General features: G+C 56.2%; 15 protein-coding genes. 5 read left to right on the top strand and 10 right to left on the bottom strand.

The annotated features are described in order from the left end of the window. Positions 1-28 precede the first annotated feature (28 nt). Together ACR0KN_RS00075 and ACR0KN_RS00070 are read right to left on the bottom strand one after the other, a co-directional pair. On the bottom strand, positions 29-796 hold the full coding sequence (locus ACR0KN_RS00075) for a Hint domain-containing protein (protein ID WP_480650485.1): 768 nt from the start codon (positions 794-796) through the stop codon (positions 29-31). Between the two features lie 215 nt (positions 797-1,011). Beyond that, positions 1,012-1,956, bottom strand: a complete 945-nt coding sequence (locus ACR0KN_RS00070; protein ID WP_480650483.1) for a DMT family transporter — start codon at positions 1,954-1,956, stop codon at positions 1,012-1,014. A gap of 148 nt (positions 1,957-2,104) precedes the next feature. Here ACR0KN_RS00070 and ACR0KN_RS00065 point away from each other — a divergent pair, with 148 nt between their 5' ends. Beyond that, complete coding sequence (locus tag ACR0KN_RS00065; RefSeq protein WP_480650481.1) at positions 2,105-3,118, top strand: hypothetical protein; 1,014 nt, start codon at positions 2,105-2,107, stop codon at positions 3,116-3,118. A gap of 3 nt (positions 3,119-3,121) precedes the next feature. On the opposite strand, the gene upp is transcribed toward ACR0KN_RS00065, so the two are convergent. The 7 genes from upp to ACR0KN_RS00030 all read right to left on the bottom strand — a co-directional run bounded on the left by upp (position 3,122) and on the right by ACR0KN_RS00030 (position 9,514). Continuing rightward, positions 3,122-3,754 carry a uracil phosphoribosyltransferase gene (gene upp, locus ACR0KN_RS00060; RefSeq protein ID WP_170468784.1) on the bottom strand — a complete coding sequence of 211 codons (633 nt, stop codon included), beginning with the start codon at positions 3,752-3,754 and terminating at the stop codon, positions 3,122-3,124. Continuing rightward, positions 3,751-4,737, bottom strand: coding sequence for an adenosine deaminase (locus ACR0KN_RS00055; protein WP_480650479.1), 987 nt, complete (start codon positions 4,735-4,737; stop codon positions 3,751-3,753). Before ACR0KN_RS00055 ends, upp begins: the two co-directional genes overlap by 4 nt. Then, on the bottom strand, positions 4,734-5,945 hold the full coding sequence (locus tag ACR0KN_RS00050; protein ID WP_480650477.1) for a phosphopentomutase: 1,212 nt from the start codon (positions 5,943-5,945) through the stop codon (positions 4,734-4,736). Before ACR0KN_RS00050 ends, ACR0KN_RS00055 begins: the two co-directional genes overlap by 4 nt. Further along, positions 5,942-7,249, bottom strand: coding sequence for a thymidine phosphorylase (locus tag ACR0KN_RS00045; RefSeq protein WP_480650475.1), 1,308 nt, complete (start codon positions 7,247-7,249; stop codon positions 5,942-5,944). Before ACR0KN_RS00045 ends, ACR0KN_RS00050 begins: the two co-directional genes overlap by 4 nt. 4 nt (positions 7,250-7,253) lie before the next feature. After that, positions 7,254-7,646, bottom strand: coding sequence for a cytidine deaminase (locus tag ACR0KN_RS00040; RefSeq protein ID WP_170779283.1), 393 nt, complete (start codon positions 7,644-7,646; stop codon positions 7,254-7,256). 97 nt (positions 7,647-7,743) lie between these two features. After that, positions 7,744-8,847, bottom strand: coding sequence for a cupin domain-containing protein (locus ACR0KN_RS00035; RefSeq protein ID WP_480650473.1), 1,104 nt, complete (start codon positions 8,845-8,847; stop codon positions 7,744-7,746). After that, positions 8,810-9,514, bottom strand: a complete 705-nt coding sequence (locus tag ACR0KN_RS00030) for a hypothetical protein (RefSeq protein WP_480650471.1) — start codon at positions 9,512-9,514, stop codon at positions 8,810-8,812. The genes ACR0KN_RS00035 and ACR0KN_RS00030 overlap by 38 nt, the downstream gene beginning before the upstream one ends. Positions 9,515-9,710: 196 nt before the next feature. Here ACR0KN_RS00030 and ACR0KN_RS00025 point away from each other — a divergent pair, with 196 nt between their 5' ends. The 3 genes from ACR0KN_RS00025 (at position 9,711) to ACR0KN_RS00015 (ending at position 15,776) form a co-directional block, all read left to right on the top strand. After that, entirely contained in the window at positions 9,711-11,984 is a 2,274-nt protein-coding gene (locus ACR0KN_RS00025; protein WP_170779286.1) for an NADP-dependent malic enzyme, read from the top strand. Between the two features lie 287 nt (positions 11,985-12,271). After that, positions 12,272-14,161 (top strand): propionate-CoA ligase PrpE, encoded by a 1,890-nt coding sequence (gene prpE, locus ACR0KN_RS00020; protein ID WP_170468765.1) that lies wholly within the window; start codon positions 12,272-12,274, stop codon positions 14,159-14,161. A gap of 181 nt (positions 14,162-14,342) precedes the next feature. Further along, positions 14,343-15,776, top strand: coding sequence for an amidase family protein (locus ACR0KN_RS00015; protein WP_480650468.1), 1,434 nt, complete (start codon positions 14,343-14,345; stop codon positions 15,774-15,776). A gap of 281 nt (positions 15,777-16,057) precedes the next feature. Here the strand turns inward: ACR0KN_RS00015 and ACR0KN_RS00010 are convergent, their stop codons facing one another. Then, the gene (locus ACR0KN_RS00010) at positions 16,058-16,819 is read right to left on the bottom strand and encodes an NAD kinase (RefSeq protein WP_480650466.1); all 762 of its coding nucleotides are present in this window, start codon (positions 16,817-16,819) and stop codon (positions 16,058-16,060) included. Positions 16,820-16,987: 168 nt separating this feature from the next. Between ACR0KN_RS00010 and ACR0KN_RS00005 the strand changes: the two genes are divergently transcribed. Then, positions 16,988-17,471, top strand: a 484-nt coding sequence (locus ACR0KN_RS00005) for a PLP-dependent aminotransferase family protein (protein WP_480650464.1), incomplete at its 3' end; no start/stop codon positions are given.

Here is a 17,471-nt window from a genome sequence, read left to right as displayed (position 1 = left end):
CAACCTGTTTTGCGCCAGCAGATTACGTTCAGATGCGCCAGTCCGATCGCAGAAACAAGATCTGGGCATTAGGCCGCCCTGGCCGCCCTGGACGCCCTGGACGACGGATGCCCTTGGGAGGGCGAATAGGGCATATTGGTTCTTGCGGGATGGGCGCAGGAAGCGCACCCAATGGGTTTGCAAAAACCGATATGTCGCCTTTCATGGCCACCGCTTCGATCAACAGATCAGCATCTTCTTGGTCGGCAACTTCGTATGTGCAGACCGGTCCCATACCTCCCGCAGGACAGTAGGCTTGGAAACCTCCCTCGATAAAGACAATCTCATCCTGATCAAAATACAACGACGTCACATCAAAGGTTTGCGCCGGAGTATTTGATCTGAGATTGCCAACACCGCTTAGCATGCGCGCAGGAACAATTGAGAGCCCCTCAATTCCCAGATCCAGTTTAGTCTGATCCAGCGCCATTCCCTGCTCTGGCATCAGCCAGACCGGCCGCCCATTATACGCGGCGCGAGCCGGGACAAGGACCGGCAGATACTCTGGCCTGCGTTCCCCCCCTGGAACCACAACGCTATCGGCGCAGACACGGCGCAATTCTCTAAACCCGTGATCCAGCGTTCGCACCAGTTCGCCAGAAACCAGATTTTCAACCGGCTTCCAGCCACTGGTTGTTGCAACCCTGGTCCCATGCAGCAATCCACCGCGGCGCACTGAAACGGCTGACTCTTGAACAGGTTGCGGGCCTTGACCCTCACGTTTCGAATACCCCGAAACACTCACTAACTCTAACACTTGCGCCCCCCTCTTGGCACTTCGACATAGTTCAGATTGACTATGCTAATGTGCCACGAGCTGGCTAAGTTTTGCCACAATTGCGGCGAAACAAGGACCTTTTGGCCATATTTCATGTGATCAACCGGAACAATGTGGGCAGCAAAGATCGCTTTGCACGACACCAGGAAACTATAGGCGATATGCAAGTAATTTTATTTTATCTACACACGCTCTCAATTTGGCAGAGCTTTGGGCAGCTTTCCGGCAGCGCGCTTCTCTCTCCATGCCAATAAAATTCCTGCAGTTGCGATCATGCCAATACCGACGATCTGCATCACTCCTACCGATTGTCCAAAGGCAATCCATGCAAAGAGGGGTCCGAATATCATGACCGAATACTCGAATACGGCGACGTAGGAAGGCTCTCCTAATTGGTAAGCTTTTATCAGCATGAAAACGGCGATCGTAGACCCGATCGCCTGCATCACCACCCAAGGCAGGGCTTCATGTATCGGCCAGACCCAACCGCGCATGGCAAACCCCTCTGGGCCTTCGGGCACATCAACCGGAAATACAGCCAGCCATATCAGACCAATCAGCCCAGCCAATCCCAGAGTCACCACCATCGCGGCCAGCAGGGCGACGGTGCTTTCATCACGGCAATGCGTGCGGGTTACAACGGCGCTGAGAGCATAGAAAAAACCTCCAGCTACTGGGATCAGCGTCTTGAGATCAAATGAATTGGGGTCAGGCTGCAAAACACTGAGTATTCCGGCAAAGCCCAAAAGAACGGCCACGATCCGCCAGGGGCCGATATGCTGCTTCAGAAAAAGCGCGGAAATCAGCAGCACAAAAATCGGTGAGGTAAACAGCCCTGCCAACGCCTGCGCAATCGGCATCAGAGCCAGAGCTGTAAAATAAAAAAGCATCGCCATGGTTATCAATACGCTACGCACCGCGACGATGCCGTACCGGCGCGGTTTCAAACCGCCCAAGCCAAGAACCGAAAGAAGCGCAATCAGGGGTAACATCAACGTCGCGCGGCTTAGATGAAACTGCCATAGCCCAATGCTTTCGGCGACCCGGATCACAAAGTTATCGATGACGCCGATAATGGCCATCGAGGCGACCATCAGTAAAGACGCCAGCATCGAATGGGATTGTTGTTGTAACTGCATTCCCGCCTCTGCGCTTGATTAGCCAGTGCTGGCCAGAAAACTACCCGCTACAATCAGCACATTTCACAAACCTGACGCAACAGGTTTGCGCCACTGGTTTTTGCCATGCTAAGCTTAGCGCAAAATAATACTCGAGCAGCATTAACCGATGACCGCACTCAAACAGTACCAGCGGATCGAAGCCACCGGTTTGTGGCGCCCTTCGCCCGATGAACAGCGGCGTGAGGTTGTGGTTTCGATTGGCGAAGCCACTCTGACGATCTCGGATTTCAATGACAGCGCGCTCACGCATTGGTCTTTGGCTGCGTTAGAGCGTCAAAACCCGGGTGCGTATCCCGCCATCTATTGTCCCGACGGCGATCCTGGCGAAACGCTGGAACTTGCAGAAACGGAAACCACGATGATCGAGGCCATCGATCGTCTGCAACGTGCCATCGACCGCGCCAGACCGCACCCCGGTCGTCTGCGCTGGCTCAGCGTTGCGGGGGTGGCGCTGGCCGTTGTGGCAGTTCTTTTGCTGTGGTTGCCCGGCGCTTTGCAGCGTCATGTCGTTTCAGTCGTGCCAGAGATCAAACAGCAAGAGATCGGCGATACGATCCTGCAGCGCATTGAAAGGGTATCAGGCAAGGCATGCAATTCACCCGAGGCGCAGGACTCATTGGACCGGCTTGCAAAACGAACTGGTGTTCGACAGATCGTGATTCTGCCCGCAGGTTTGTCCAACAGCCTAAGCCTGCCGGGGGGGACTGTATTGCTGAATCGCGCGCTGGTGGAGGATCATGAAGACCCCGCCGTTGCCGCGGGGTATGTTATCGCCGCGCGCGCTCGCGCGGCACAACAGGCACCGTTGGACGACCTGTTAGATCGGACGGGCCCAACAACCGCGTTTCGACTGTTGACGACTGGTGAGTTGACCACTGAAATCGTCGATACCTACACCGAAGAAATCCTGGCAGAACCTCAAACACAGATTAGTGATGATGATCTGCTGGCAATGTTCGCTCAGGCCGCCCTTCCCTCAACACCATACGCTTATGCTGTTGACATCACAGGCGAGTCCGTTCTCGGGTTGATCGAGGCGGACCCCATGGCAGGTCGAACTTTGGAACAGGTATTGCCGGACCGCGATTGGGTCCGGCTGCAGAATATCTGCGGGCAATAGCGCCTATTTGGTGCCGAACATCCGATCCCCGGCATCGCCCAGGCCCGGCATGATGTAGCCCTTGGAGTTCAACTCACGATCCAGCGCCGCAGTCACGATTTTGACATCCGGATGCGCCTCTTTCATGCGAGCCACGCCTTCGGGGGCAGCCAGAAGACAAAGGAAACGGATATCTGCGGCCCCCTGCTCCTTCAGCAGATCGATCGCTGCGGCCGAGCTGTTGCCAGTTGCCAGCATCGGATCAACAGCAATGACCAGACGGTCCTTCAGCCCTTCGGGGGCTTTGAAATAATACTGTACAGGTTTAAGCGTCTCTTCATCGCGATAGAGACCCACAAAGCCGACCCGCGCCGAGGGGATCAGCTCCAACACCCCGTCCAGCATCCCGTTTCCGGCCCTCAGGATCGAAACCAACGCAAGCTTCTTGCCCGCCAATATGGGTGCGTCCATCTCTTCCATCGGGGTTTCGATGTGGCGCGTCGTCAGCGGCATCTCGCGGGTGACCTCATAGGCCAACAGCAACGTGATCTCGCGCAACAACTGCCGGAACACGGCGGTCGAGGTGCCCTTGTCCCGCATGAGCGTCAGTTTGTGCTGCACCAGCGGGTGGTCGACGACGGTCAGGTGATCGCTCATGATGTCTCCAGTCTTTTCTTGACCCGCGCGCGGGTCTCTTCATCACAAAAGGCCGCATTAAGGGCCGTTACATTAAGGGCTGCAAAATCCTCGGCCTTCCAGCCGAATGCTGCACCCAACATCTCATATTCGCGCCGCATCGTGGTATGGAAAAACGGCGGATCATCAGTAGATACGGTGACATTGACACCTGAATCGCGCAGCTTCGCAATGGGATGCGATGCGAAATCGGGGAATAGACCAAGAACCACGTTCGAGCCCGGACACACTTCCAATGTGATATCCCGGTCGATCAATTCATGCACAAGGTCCGGGTCTTCGATCGCCCGGACGCCATGGCCCACACGCTCGACCCCCAGATCGCGAATTGCATCCCGAACGCTTTCGGGGCCGCCAAATTCGCCGGCATGTGTGGTCAACTGCAGCCCTGCCTCGCGCGCGCACTCAAAGGACCATTTGAATTCACCCTGAGTTCCCACAGATTCATTGCCGCCCATGCCAAATCCGGTGATCCAGTTACCAGCAGTTTCGGCCGCACAATGTGCACTGCGCTTGGCTTGCTCGGGTCCGAAATGGCGCACACAGGTCACGACACCGCGCAGCGTAACCCCGAAGTTGCGCTCGGCCTCATCAGCGGCATCCTGGATCGCGGTCAAATAGTCCTTCCATGCATGCAAATCTCCTCCGCCGCAAAAATCGGGGCTAAGGAAAGTTTCAGAATACACCACCCCGTTGGCTGCGCTCTCTTCGAGAATGGCCAACGTCAATCGGCGAAAATCCTCTGGCGATTTCAGAACCTCGCAGGCAGCCTCGTAGACACTGAGGAAATGTGCAAAGTCGCGAAAATCATACGAACCATCCGGCTTGAAGATCCCGCTCAGATCCACGCGCTTTTCATGGGCCAACTGACGAATAAAGGCGGGTGGCGCTGCACCTTCGTGATGCAGGTGAAGTTCGATCTTGGGTTGGTCAGCCGCTGTCATAGAAAACTCCGCCCCGGTCCTTGCGCCGGGATATTCAGGTGATGCGCGATACTGGCAGCGACATCGGCAAAGTTGATTCGGCCGATTTCACCTGTGCCATGTCCGGCAATCAATATCGGCACTTGTTCGCGCGTGTGATCGGTTCCGATCCAGCTGGGATCATTGCCATGATCAGCGGTCAGCAGCATCAGGTCACCCGGGCGCAGTTTTCGCAGTATGACCCCGACCTCGCGGTCAAACCACTCCAACGCGCGGGCATAGCCGCTGATGTCCCTACGGTGGCCATAGATGCTGTCGAACTCGACGAAGTTGGCAAATGTCAGGCTGCCGTCTTCGGCCTCATCCACCAGATCAGAAAGGTGGGCCATCAGTTCGGCATCCGAACCTTTGCGCAACGTATCGATCCCCTGCATCGAGAAGATGTCGCCGATCTTGCCAACTGCGTACACGTGCCGACCCGCGTCCTGCGCCCAGTTTGTCAGCACCGGGCTTGGGGGTACGATGGCAAAATCCTTGCGGTTGGTGGTGCGGGTAAATCCGGTTTCCGGTGTTCCTATGAATGGCCGAGCTATCACACGGCCAACTTTCATTTCGTGAAGCTGCGGCGCAAGCACCTTGCACAAATCCAACAAACGGTCGAGGCCAAAGCTCTCCTCATGTGCGGCAATCTGGAACACACTGTCGGCAGATGTATAGCAGATCGGCCAGCCGGTTCGCATATGCTCAGCCCCCAATTCAGCGATGATCGCCGTGCCAGAAGCGTGGCAATCGCCCAGAATGCCCTCGGTACCTGCAGCCTGCGCCGCTGCCCGGCTCAGCTCGGTGGGAAAGGCAGGTGTCGTATCCGGGAAATAGTGCCAGTCCCACGGCACCGGAACGCCTGCCAATTCCCAATGGCCAGAGGGCGTGTCCTTGCCCGGCGAATACTCTCGCGCGCATCCCCAGAGACCTGCTGGTTTGGCTTCTAACCCCGGCGTGACATCATTTGAGGCCAGTCGCGTTGCAGCGCCTAGTCCCAGAGCGTCGAGATTTGGTAAATGCAATGGGCCGGAGCGTCCTTCTTCTGCGCGCCCTTTGGCACAGACCTGCGCAATATGAGCCACCGTGTTTGCACCCGTATCGGGCGTGGTGCCGTTGTAGAACTGATTGGCATCTGGTGCGCCGCCGATACCAACCGAATCCATAACAACAAGGAAAGCGCGGCTCATGCGCTGATCCATTCGTGTACATGCGGAGGTTGTTCTACTGGCGCATCGCCAAGCGTTACGGCATTCAATACCGCCTCGGACGCAAGTCGCGCTGCATCTTCTCGGGCTGCGTGGACCACGGCCAATGGCGCGCCCTTCTGAGCGTGCTGACCCAACCGCAAGATATTCGACAATCCAACCGCCGGGTCAATCTCATCACTCTCAACCTGGCGTCCACCACCCAGGGCAACCACCGCCAGCCCCAGTGCCTCGCCATCTATCGCAGAGATGTAGCCATCGCGCGGCGCAGGCACCTCTTGGATTACGTTTGCTTCGGGCAGGAAACGCGCCCAGGTATCGACGAAGTGCACAGGCCCTCCGACAGCGGCCATCATACGGCCAAACCGTTCGGCGGCGCGCCCGTCACGTATTACTTCTGCGATCCGCGCCCGGCCCTCTTCCGCCGATGCGCACATACCCGCATCTGCCATCAACACGCCACCCAGTTCAGCAGAAATTTCGGCCAAGGGTGAGGTTTGCCCGCTGGTCATGACCTTCATCACTTCGGCAACTTCCAGCGCGTTGCCAAGTGCTGGAGCAAGCGGTTGATTCATGTCGGTGATCACCGCTGAGGTCCGGCACCCCGCGGTATTTGCCGTTTCGGTCAGCGCCCGAGCAAGCTTGCGCGCCTCATCCAGCGTCTTCATGAACGCCCCGCTGCCCACCTTGACATCCAGCACCAGCGCATCCGGGCTGGCGGCCAGCTTCTTTGACAGGATCGACGCAGTGATCAGATCAAGACTTTCCACCGTCGCCGTCACATCGCGGATCGCATATAGCCGTTTATCCGCCGGTGCGATCTGCCCCGTAGCGCCGACAATCGCAGCGCCGGTCTCATTCAGTATCTGCGCCAGCCTTGTCTGGCCGATCTGCGTTGTCACGCCGGGGATTGCTTCGAGTTTGTCCAAAGTGCCGCCGGTGTGGCCCAGCCCCCGGCCCGAGATCATTGGTACATAGGCCCCGCATTCGGCCAGGGCCGGGGCGAGAACCAGGCTGACGCAATCCCCGACTCCACCAGTCGAGTGTTTGTCGATCACCGGGCCATCAACATCCCAGTTCAGCACCTCACCGCTGTCACGCATGGCAACCGTCAAATCTGCCCTGCCCTGAGCCCCCAGCCCACCCATGCAGACCGCCATTGCAAAGGCTCCCGCCTGCGCGTCACTTACGCCGCCGTCGGCCAACCCCTGTGCGAACCACTGCAATTCGGCTGATGTCGGTATCTCGTTACGGCGAAGCTTGGCGATAATCGAACGCGCATCCATCTGATCAGGTGTCCCTCATATGCGCGGCACCAAATGCACCCGGCAACAGATCAGCTATTGTGGTTTTGGTTTCCAGACCGTCGGCAGTCGCCATAGTGACCACCACATCGCCTTTTCCGAATTCAGCCAGTTTCTGACGGCATCCGCCGCAGGGTGGCACCGGATGCGGACTGCTGGCAACCACGTAAACTTCGGTCAGTTCTTTGTCGCCTGCGGCGATCATCGCGGCAATCGCCCCGGCCTCGGCGCAGGTTCCTTCTGGGTAGGCTACGTTTTCGACATTGCAGCCGATATACACCGTGCCTGAACCTGCCCGGATCGCCGCACCGACCTTGAAATTCGAATAAGGCGCGTGCGCATTTTCACGAACAGCCAAAGCAGCATCTTTCAAAGACATGACGATTCCCAATTTTTGATCACTTGGTCAGAATGTCATACCCTAAATGAAAGCGCCGGGGAATTTGAAGCCCCCGAGCGCGGATAATCACAAGCATTTAGCCTAGAGTCGTGTTGAATGTGCCGGGCAGCGTTACTTCTAATAATTCGACATCGTCAGTTGGATCAGACAAACGAGTTCTCATGCCAGGTGGAATGACGAAGGCGTCGCCCTGTTCCAGCCGATAGGGTTCGCGCCCCTCACCCTCAAGTGTGACCTCGCCATCCATCACAAAGGTAAAGTGGATATCAGTATCGTGGCTGGCCCACATTGGCTGACCTTGCCCGCGACGGACGACCTGCACACCCGCGACACCCTTGGTGTTTTCGGCAATGGTTGTGTCGCGACAGACATATCCGGGCAGACGGAAAGGTATCCACTCCGCGTCTTTGGCCTGATTATAAACAAACCGTTGGCCCTGCCATTCCCGGTCCGGTCGGAAGTGTGGTGTTGGCAGGTCCATCTCGTGGTCGATCTCGGTCACATGTTCAGCCGGTACACCAATCTCGATCACCTGCACGTTGTCCGATGCCTCAAGCACTCGGTGACGGATTTCGGGCGGTTGAATAAAGCAATCACCCGCTGTCAGGCGCATTTTCTCACCCTGATCCTCGTAAACCACGTCCACCCAACCGTGGATGCAGAAGATAAGCTGAAACCCAACCTTGTGAAAATGCACCATGTCCGGCACCGGGCCGCCATCGGGAATGCGGATATGACTGGCGATGATCGAACCGCCCAACCTGTCAGGCACCAGATCGCGATAGTGCATTCCTGCCCGCCCAATGATCCAAGGCGCCTGATCTTTGAGGCGGCGAACAACAAATGAATGAACCGTTTCCGGCATAACCAGCGGTGGATCCAGTTCCTCAATTTCGATCCGGGTGCCATTTGGTGCGACAAGACTGCGCTGGCCGTCAGCGAACCTGTCGGGGTCAGACGTCAAAATGCGCAAGGTCCCAGGAGACTCGGGTGCGTCTTTCTCGATCCGCAAACGCAAACCATGTCCGGAAAACACAGCGGTATTTGGATCGTCGGCTGGATAGATCATGTCCATCCGCATCCCCAGCACCATGGTATAGAACGGAATATCGTTGCGGAGTTCCTGCGTCGGCAGGCGGATTTCAGCGCGCGTCTGGAAGTCTTTCGGATCGCTTGTCATTCTGTATCTCTTCGGATCTGATTTTTGGCCATCCGATCAGAACAGCGGCCAAAATGCCAATTGAAAAGTACATTTCCAGCGTTTCTTCCAGCACGAACAGGCGTGTAGCCATCGTGACCGAAAGGCTTTCCGAGAAAAATCCACTGACTTCTTCGAGTATCTGCGCCAGTACCGCAACACTTCCGGCTAGGGCAAAGACCATCAGAAATGGTGCGCGGATCTTAAGTGCCCGTACTCCGTTTGGTATCCCGTGCCGAAGCAAACCACCAATGACAATCACGCCCAAAGCGATCCGGACTGTGGTCGCATCAAGCAGTAAATCCAGCCATTCTAGCACGACGAAAAGTACGCTGCCTTCGGTGTAGACCTCTGCTTCCAGCTCGCGCTCGGCCAACAGTAGGCAGACAAGTGCAATATATAAGCGTGAGAGGCCTGGAAAACGCACCAGCGCAACCAGCCCGGCAGCCAGCAACGCAGTGGCTGAAATTGTCTCGATCAAGCCGCCCTCTTGGTTGAATGCTGCGGCCTGCAAAGGCCAGATCATGATCACGCAAAGCAGAACAACAGCCAAAGAAAGCGAACCAACCAAGGCACTCCCTTTGGTGCCAAGCCTGTCAAAAGCGGTGGCCGTTTGCGCATCAGCACAAGCTTTGTTTTTATTGCGCATAATCAGATCCGTCGCTTCTGAGGCCCGTTAGATTGTCGGGAATTGACTGTACATAGAAGCAAAGCATCAAATCTCAACCAGCGACCCCTTAACGTATCCGTGAGACCTTATTTCGACAGCAATCCGAGGCGACATAGCCAAGCGTTGAGAAATGGTTTAACCATCAAACGAATATTGGAACGGAGTTGAATTGCCGATGTCTGACACACCGAACCTGCGACAGGCTGCGCTTGAATATCATGCCCATCCAAAGCCCGGAAAGCTTGAGATCAAGGCCACGAAGCCGATGGCAAACGGCCGGGACCTTGCACGCGCCTATTCGCCAGGTGTGGCCGAAGCCAGCCTCGAGATCAAAAGCGACGCAGCCAATGCCGAAAAATATACTGCGCGCGGCAATCTGGTGGCGGTTGTTTCGAACGGCACTGCGGTTCTGGGGCTCGGCGACATCGGTGCTCTGGCATCAAAGCCGGTGATGGAAGGCAAGGCGGTCCTATTCAAAAAATTTGCTGGCATCGACTGTTTTGACATCGAGGTGGATCAGCCTGACCCCGAAAAACTGGCAGATATCGTCTGCGCGTTGGAACCGACTTTTGGCGCGATCAACCTTGAAGACATCAAGGCACCGGATTGTTTCATTGTTGAAAAACTGTGCCGAGAGCGGATGAATATCCCCGTCTTTCACGACGACCAGCACGGCACCGCGATCGTTGTTGGCGCCGCTGCCAAGAACGCCCTGCATGTGGCAGGCAAGAAGTTTGAGGATATCAAAGTTGTCTCAACCGGTGGTGGCGCCGCAGGGATCGCCTGCCTCAGCATGTTGGTGAAGCTTGGGGTCAAACGCGAGAATATCTGGCTGTGCGACATTCACGGTCTGGTCTATGAGGGCCGCGCCGAGGATATGAACCCGCACAAGGACCAGTTTGCCCAAAAAACCGATCTGCGCACTCTGGATGATGTGATCCCGGATGCCGATCTGTTCCTGGGGCTGAGTGGACCGAACGTGTTGAAGCCCGAGATGGTTGAAAAGATGGCCAAAACCCCGATCATCTTTGCATTGGCCAACCCAACTCCGGAAATCCTGCCACAAGCGGCACGCGAAGTTGCGCCAGATGCGATCATCGCAACCGGCCGCAGCGATTTCCCGAACCAGGTGAACAATGTCTTGTGTTTCCCGTTCATATTCCGGGGTGCCCTGGATGTTGGTGCGACTGAAATCAATGACGAAATGCAAATCGCCTGCGTCGACGGAATTGCCGACATGGCCCGTGCGACAACCAGCGCTGAAGCTGCGGCAGCCTACAAGGGTGAGCAGTTGACCTTTGGGCCGGATTATCTGATCCCCAAACCTTTCGACCCGCGCCTCGTCGGTGTCGTTTCGTCATCTGTTGCGCAAGCAGCCATGAAAAGTGGGGTCGCAAAACGGCCCATTGATGACCTCGAAGCCTATAAAGAACGGCTGAATCAGACTGTGTTCAAATCGGCTCTTCTGATGCGGCCAGTATTTGAAGCCGCAGCAGTTGCTTCCCGGCGGATCGTTTTTGCGGAAGGCGAGGACGAGCGGGTATTGCGTGCAGCTCAGGCTATTTTGGAAGAAACCACGGAAACCCCGATCCTGATTGGTCGCCCGGACGTAATCGACGCGCGATGCGAACGACTGGGGCTGACGGTTCGGCCTGGGCAGGATTTCCAGATCGTGAACCCGCAGGACGATCCGCGCTACTACGACTACTGGAACTCATATCACCAGATCATGCAGCGTCGGGGGGTCACTCCGGACCTCGCAAAAGCCATCATGCGCACCAACAATACTGCAATTGCTGCGATCATGGTGCATCGCGGCGAGGCTGACAGCATGATCTGCGGTACATTCGGTGAATACCGCTGGCACCTCAATTATGTTGAGCAAGTTCTGGATGATGGCGATTTACGCCCGCACGGCGCGCTGTCACTTATGATTCTGGAAGACGGCCCCCTATTTATCGCCGACACGCATGTACGGCAATTGCCAACCCCCGAGGAACTGGCCGAAACGACCATCGGCGCAGCTCGACACGTACGGCGGTTCGGACTGGAGCCGAAGATTGCATTCTGTTCGCAATCGCAATTCGGCAATCAGGCAGAGGGATCGGGCAAGCGCCTTCGGGCGGGCCTTGAAATCCTCGATTCTGAGCCGCGCGATTTCAGCTATGAGGGCGAGATGAACTTGGACCTGGCCCTTGATCCTGAATTGCGTGCACGTATTTTCCCGAACTCGCGTATGGATGGCGCTGCGAATGTCCTGATTTTCGCACACGCGGATGCAGCAAGCGGGGTGCGTAACATCCTCAAGATGAAAGCGGACGGGCTAGAGGTGGGGCCGATATTGATGGGGATGGGAAACAAAGCCCATATCGTAACGCCATCAATCACTGCCCGGGGGCTGTTGAACATGGCGGCCATCGCCGGAACCCCAGTGGCACATTACGGGTAAGCCGGGCGCGGCGGTAAGAGGATATACACGACCGGGCTCCGGATCAGTTGCCCAAGTTGATTCTATTGGTACTGTTGCTTTTGCAGCGATGAGTTTGCAGATTTGCAAAACCTCATATGGGTCAACTAGAAGGTCATAAATATCAGAGAATTTGCAAAACTTTGCAGTCCAATCTGAAAGGTTCTGCAAAGATTTTGCGATAAACTGACGCGCCGCATTCCGCGTCGCTTGCCCGAGGCACCTTCGGCGCCTAACACAAAACGCGAGGAATTTGGGAGGAGGCCATCATGGCATATCAGGACGTCTACGAGAGCTGGAAGAACGACCCCGAAGCATTCTGGATGGATGCGGCAAAAGGGATCGACTGGGTTCAAGAACCCAGCAAAGCTCTGTTCGACGACAATGCGCCTCTCTATGAATGGTTCAGCGATGCCAAGGTAAATACGTGCTGGAACGCAGTCGACCGGCATGTGGAAAACGGTCGTGGCGAGCAGACCGCGATCATCTATGACAGTCCCATCACACATACCAAACGCGAAATCTCCTACGTCGAGCTGCGCAACAGGGTCGCTAATCTGGCCGGTGCGCTCCGCGCGAAAGGCGTTGAGAAAGGGGATCGGGTCATCATCTATATGCCGATGATCCCCGAAGCGTTGGAGGCCATGCTGGCCTGCGCCCGCCTTGGTGCGGTGCACTCGGTGGTGTTCGGCGGCTTTGCCAGCAACGAGTTGGCCGTGCGTATCGATGATGCGAAACCCAAGGCGATCATCGCCGCTTCATGCGGGATGGAACCGGGTCGTGTCGTGCACTACAAACCGCTGTTGGATGGCGCGATCGATCTTGCCAGCCACAAGCCCGAGTTCTGCGTAATCTTCCAGCGTGAACAGGAGGTTGCACAACTTATCGAAGGGCGCGATGTCAATTGGCATGGGTTCCAATACGGAACTGAACCCGCAGAATGTGTGCCTGTAAACGGCAACGATCCGGCGTATATCCTGTATACCTCGGGCACCACCGGAGCTCCAAAAGGTGTCGTGCGCCCGACCGCTGGCCATCTGGTCGCGCTGAATTGGACGATGAAGAACATCTACAACGTTGATCCAGGTGACGTATTCTGGGCAGCCTCAGATGTGGGCTGGGTCGTGGGGCATTCCTATATTTGCTACGCTCCGCTAATCCATGGCAATACGACCATTGTGTTCGAAGGCAAACCCGTTGGCACGCCAGACGCTGGCACCTTCTGGCGCGTGATCTCCGAACATAAGGTCAAAAGTTTTTTCACGGCCCCGACAGCCATTCGCGCCGTCAAACGCGAAGACCCCAATGGGGAGTTGATGTCGAAATACGACCTCTCCCACCTGAAGGCGCTATATCTTGCAGGTGAGCGGGCCGACCCGGACACCATCATCTGGGCGCAGGATGCGTTGAATGTCCCGGTCATCGATCATTGGTGGCAAACCGAAACCGGATGGACAATCGCGGGTAATCCACTTGGTATCGAGGAACTTCCGATCAAATTGGGTTCACCTGCCAAGCCCATGCCAGGCTATGACGTTCAAATTCTGGACGAAGGTGGCCATCCCATGAAACCAGGTGAACTGGGAGCTATCGCGGTCAAGCTGCCATTGCCCCCAGGTACGCTGCCGACCCTCTGGAACGCCGAGGCGCGGTTCAAGAAGTCGTATCTGGAGCATTTCCCGGGCTACTACGAGACCGGTGACGCAGGCATGATCGACGAAGACGGTTATCTTTATATCATGGCGCGCACCGATGATGTCATCAACGTTGCTGGCCACCGTTTGTCGACTGGCGGAATGGAAGAGGTGCTGGCTGCGCACCCCGATGTGGCAGAATGTGCCGTGATTGGCGTGTCGGACCAACTAAAAGGGCAAATGCCGGTTGGATTCTTGTGCCTCAATGCCGGATCTGAACGGAACCACCAGGATGTGGTGGCGGATGTGGTCAAGATGGTCCGGGACAAAATCGGGCCTGTCGCTGCGTTTAAGAATGCGGTGGTGGTAGATCGCCTACCCAAGACGCGATCGGGCAAGATCCTGCGAGGCACGATGGTGTCGATTGCGGATGGCAATGAATACAAGATGCCTGCCACCATCGATGATCCAGTTATTCTGGACGAGATCAAATCGGCCCTGCAAACCATCGGTTACGCGCAGTAACTTTGCAATGGAATCTAACAGTGCACCAAAAAGGCGCACTTGATTTGCGCTAAAGCGCGAACGCGAGGCTCTGCCTCGCGCTCCGGGATATTTTCGGCCAGATGAAGGGCGGTTCCGTTTTGTCTTACTGGGGCTTGTCATTGGTCCCGCCTCCCCTCAGGTTGAGGTGAGGAGGACGAGCATGACAAACGGCGAGATCTGGCGTCTGAGTGCGACCGAACTGACTGTTCTGACAAAAAAGGGCGATCTGAGCGCGGAGGAAGTCGTCAAGGATGCATTGGCGCGTATGCATCAAGTGAACCCCGAGTTGAATGCAGTTGTGGAAGATCTTGGTGTGGAGGCGATGGAGCGTGCATCCGCTCTTGACCGTGCCCGTCGTGATGGTGCTTTGGCTGGTCCGCTGCATGGTGTTCCGGTTACGATCAAGGTGAATGTGGATCAGAAAGATCATGCAACCACCAATGGCGTGGTGGCCCTGAAGGATGCCATTGCACCAGATGATGCTCCTGTGGTCTCAAACTTGCATAAAGCAGGTGCGATTGTCATCGGGCGGACCAATACCCCCGAATTTTCATTCCGTGCTGATACGGACAACCCGCTTCATGGGCGCACGCATAATCCCTGGGGCCGCCATATCTCACCCGGCGGATCGTCTGGTGGCGCCGGCGCGGCCGTTATGGCGGGAATAGGCGCTCTGGGTCATGGCAACGATATCGGTGGTAGCCTGCGTTTTCCCGCCGCAGCCAATGGTGCGGTGACGGTGAAGCCGGGGCTTGGCCGCGTACCCGCGTGGAACCCAAGCCAAAAAGCCGAGCGGGGAATGCTGGCGCAGTCGATGTCGGTTCAGGGGGTGATTACCCGAACGGCCGCAGATTTACACCTGTCTATGCCAAGCCTGATTGAACCAGACCTTCGGGATCCCTTTCACGTACACCTGCCCTGGCGCGACAGTATGCAAGACGGACCGATCAAGGTCGCCTTCACAAAAAACACGTTTGGCTACGCATTGCATCCAGAAGTAGACAAGGCGCTGGATACGGCACGGGATGCTTTAATCGATGCCGGATATCTGGTTGAAGAGATTGATCCGCCAGATGTTTTCGAATGCGGCAGGTTGGGCTACCGCGCGCTGATGGGCGAAGTGCTGACCTTGATGAAAGGTGATATCGAAGCTGCCGGATCGCAAATCATCCGCGACATTTTTGAAGTTTATTTCCAAGAGTTTCCCCCGATTGTCGGAGACGATCTGATTCAGGCCCTTGCGCAGCGCAGCCACCATGCGCGCGAATGGTCATTGTTCCTGCAGGATTATCCGTTAGTCCTGTCTCCATTTCTGCCGCAGCCATTTTTCAAGCCTGATCGAGACACCGAAGGCGCGGAGGGTGTTCATGAGGTGCTGGGCTGTGCAGTATATTCTTATGCGATGAACTTTCTGGGGTTGCCCGCTGCCAGCGTTCCCGCACGCCTTGCGGAATTGCCGGATGGCCCGCAACCGATCAACATTCAGATCGCCGCCCGGCGCTGGCGCGAAGACATGGCCGTAGATGCCGCAGCCGCCATCGAAGAGCGCGTTGGGCAGATGGCCCCGATTTTATGGGAGCAAATGAGCAATTAGGTCCAACTTGTGCCTACGTAGCAGCTTGCTACAAAAAATAGACCCCGGGGTTTTGTGCCCGGGGTCCGCATAATAAAATATGCCCGGATTTCAGAAGACGAGCGTAGCACCACCCACCCTCGCCAGCGCAAAAACTGCGCAATCAATCGAAAACACCGTCAGATGGCCACTCACTTCCACCTTGGCGTGTTCTCCGGGCAAGTTGAAGTTAACAAACCATTATCGGTGTGCATGTGAACTGGTTCACACAAATGACAGGAAATTTATCAATTCGCTCACATTTATGTGAACTGCTCGGAAATCAGTCGCTCCTCCAATCCATGCCCCGGATCAAAAAGTATCCGGTGTTGGATGCTTGTTTCAGACCTAATTTCGACCCAGTCGATATCTGGAAAAGAGATTGAATCAGCCGCAACGATGACCGGGCGCTTGTCAGCATCGATCACGTCGAACCTGACTTTTGCCATTTTCGGCAGCAAAGCACCGCGCCACCTTCGCGGGCGAAATGCCGCGATGGGTGTCAGCGCCAACACGTCTGCGCCAATCGGAACAATAGGTCCATGCGCAGAGTAGTTATAAGCCGTTGAACCCGCAGGCGTGGCGAGTAATGCGCCATCACACACAAGCTCGGCCATGCGAACACGCCCATCCACACTAATCCTGAGTTGCGCTGCTTGCGGTCCTGCACGCAACAGCGACACCTCGTTGATCGCCAGCGCTTCGTGTTTTTGACCAGACTGATCAATCGCGGTCATTGCCAATGGGTTGACGACCTCTTCCTCTGCCTCGGCAAGCCGAGCCATCAGATCGGTCTCGCCATATTCGTTCATCAGAAACCCGATGGTCCCGCGGTTCATGCCGTAGACTGGTGTATTCAGATGCTGGATACCCTGCAGCGTTTGCAGCATGAAACCATCCCCACCCAGCGCGACAACCACATCCGCATCCCTGGGTGCGGCGTTTCCATAGCACGCCACAAGAGAGTCTCGGGCAGTTTGCGCCACTTTGGCATCGCTGGCCAGAAAGGCGATTCTCTTGGTCATGTTTTATGGTTTCCAGTGCTGCACATTTGGTTCCGAAACAAACATACCTTTCCGCAATAGGCCAGACTTGACGCCATAGCAGGCCAATTCGTCGCTTTACAGCCTTTCTGAATTCTATCGTTTCCGATAGGAAATCCGCCAGATAAACCCCAGCCCTGTGGAGCCATTATGAACGCCAATCTTCGTGATACCGGTTTCTTCACCCAATCCCTTGCCGATCGTGACCCCGAGCTGTTTGGCTCGATCACATCCGAATTGGGCCGCCAGCGCGATGAAATCGAGCTGATCGCATCGGAAAACATCGTCTCTGCCGCTGTCATGGAAGCGCAGGGCTCGGTCATGACCAATAAATATGCCGAAGGTTATCCGGGCCGCCGGTACTATGGCGGTTGTCAGTTCGTCGACATTGCCGAAAATCTGGCTATCGATCGGGCCAAGCAGCTGTTCGGCTGCGAGTTCGCCAATGTCCAACCGAATTCGGGGTCGCAGGCAAACCAAGGTGTCTTTCAGGCGCTGATCAAACCTGGCGACACGATTCTGGGTATGAGCCTGGATGCAGGTGGTCACCTGACCCACGGTGCAGCCCCAAACCAATCGGGCAAATGGTTCAATGCAGTCCACTATGGCGTGCGCAAGCAAGACAATCTGATCG

The organism is Ruegeria sp. AP7, from assembly GCF_056539905.1.
The sequence above is the reverse complement of the archived record's forward strand: the minus strand, read 5'-3'. Positions and strand labels throughout refer to the sequence as shown.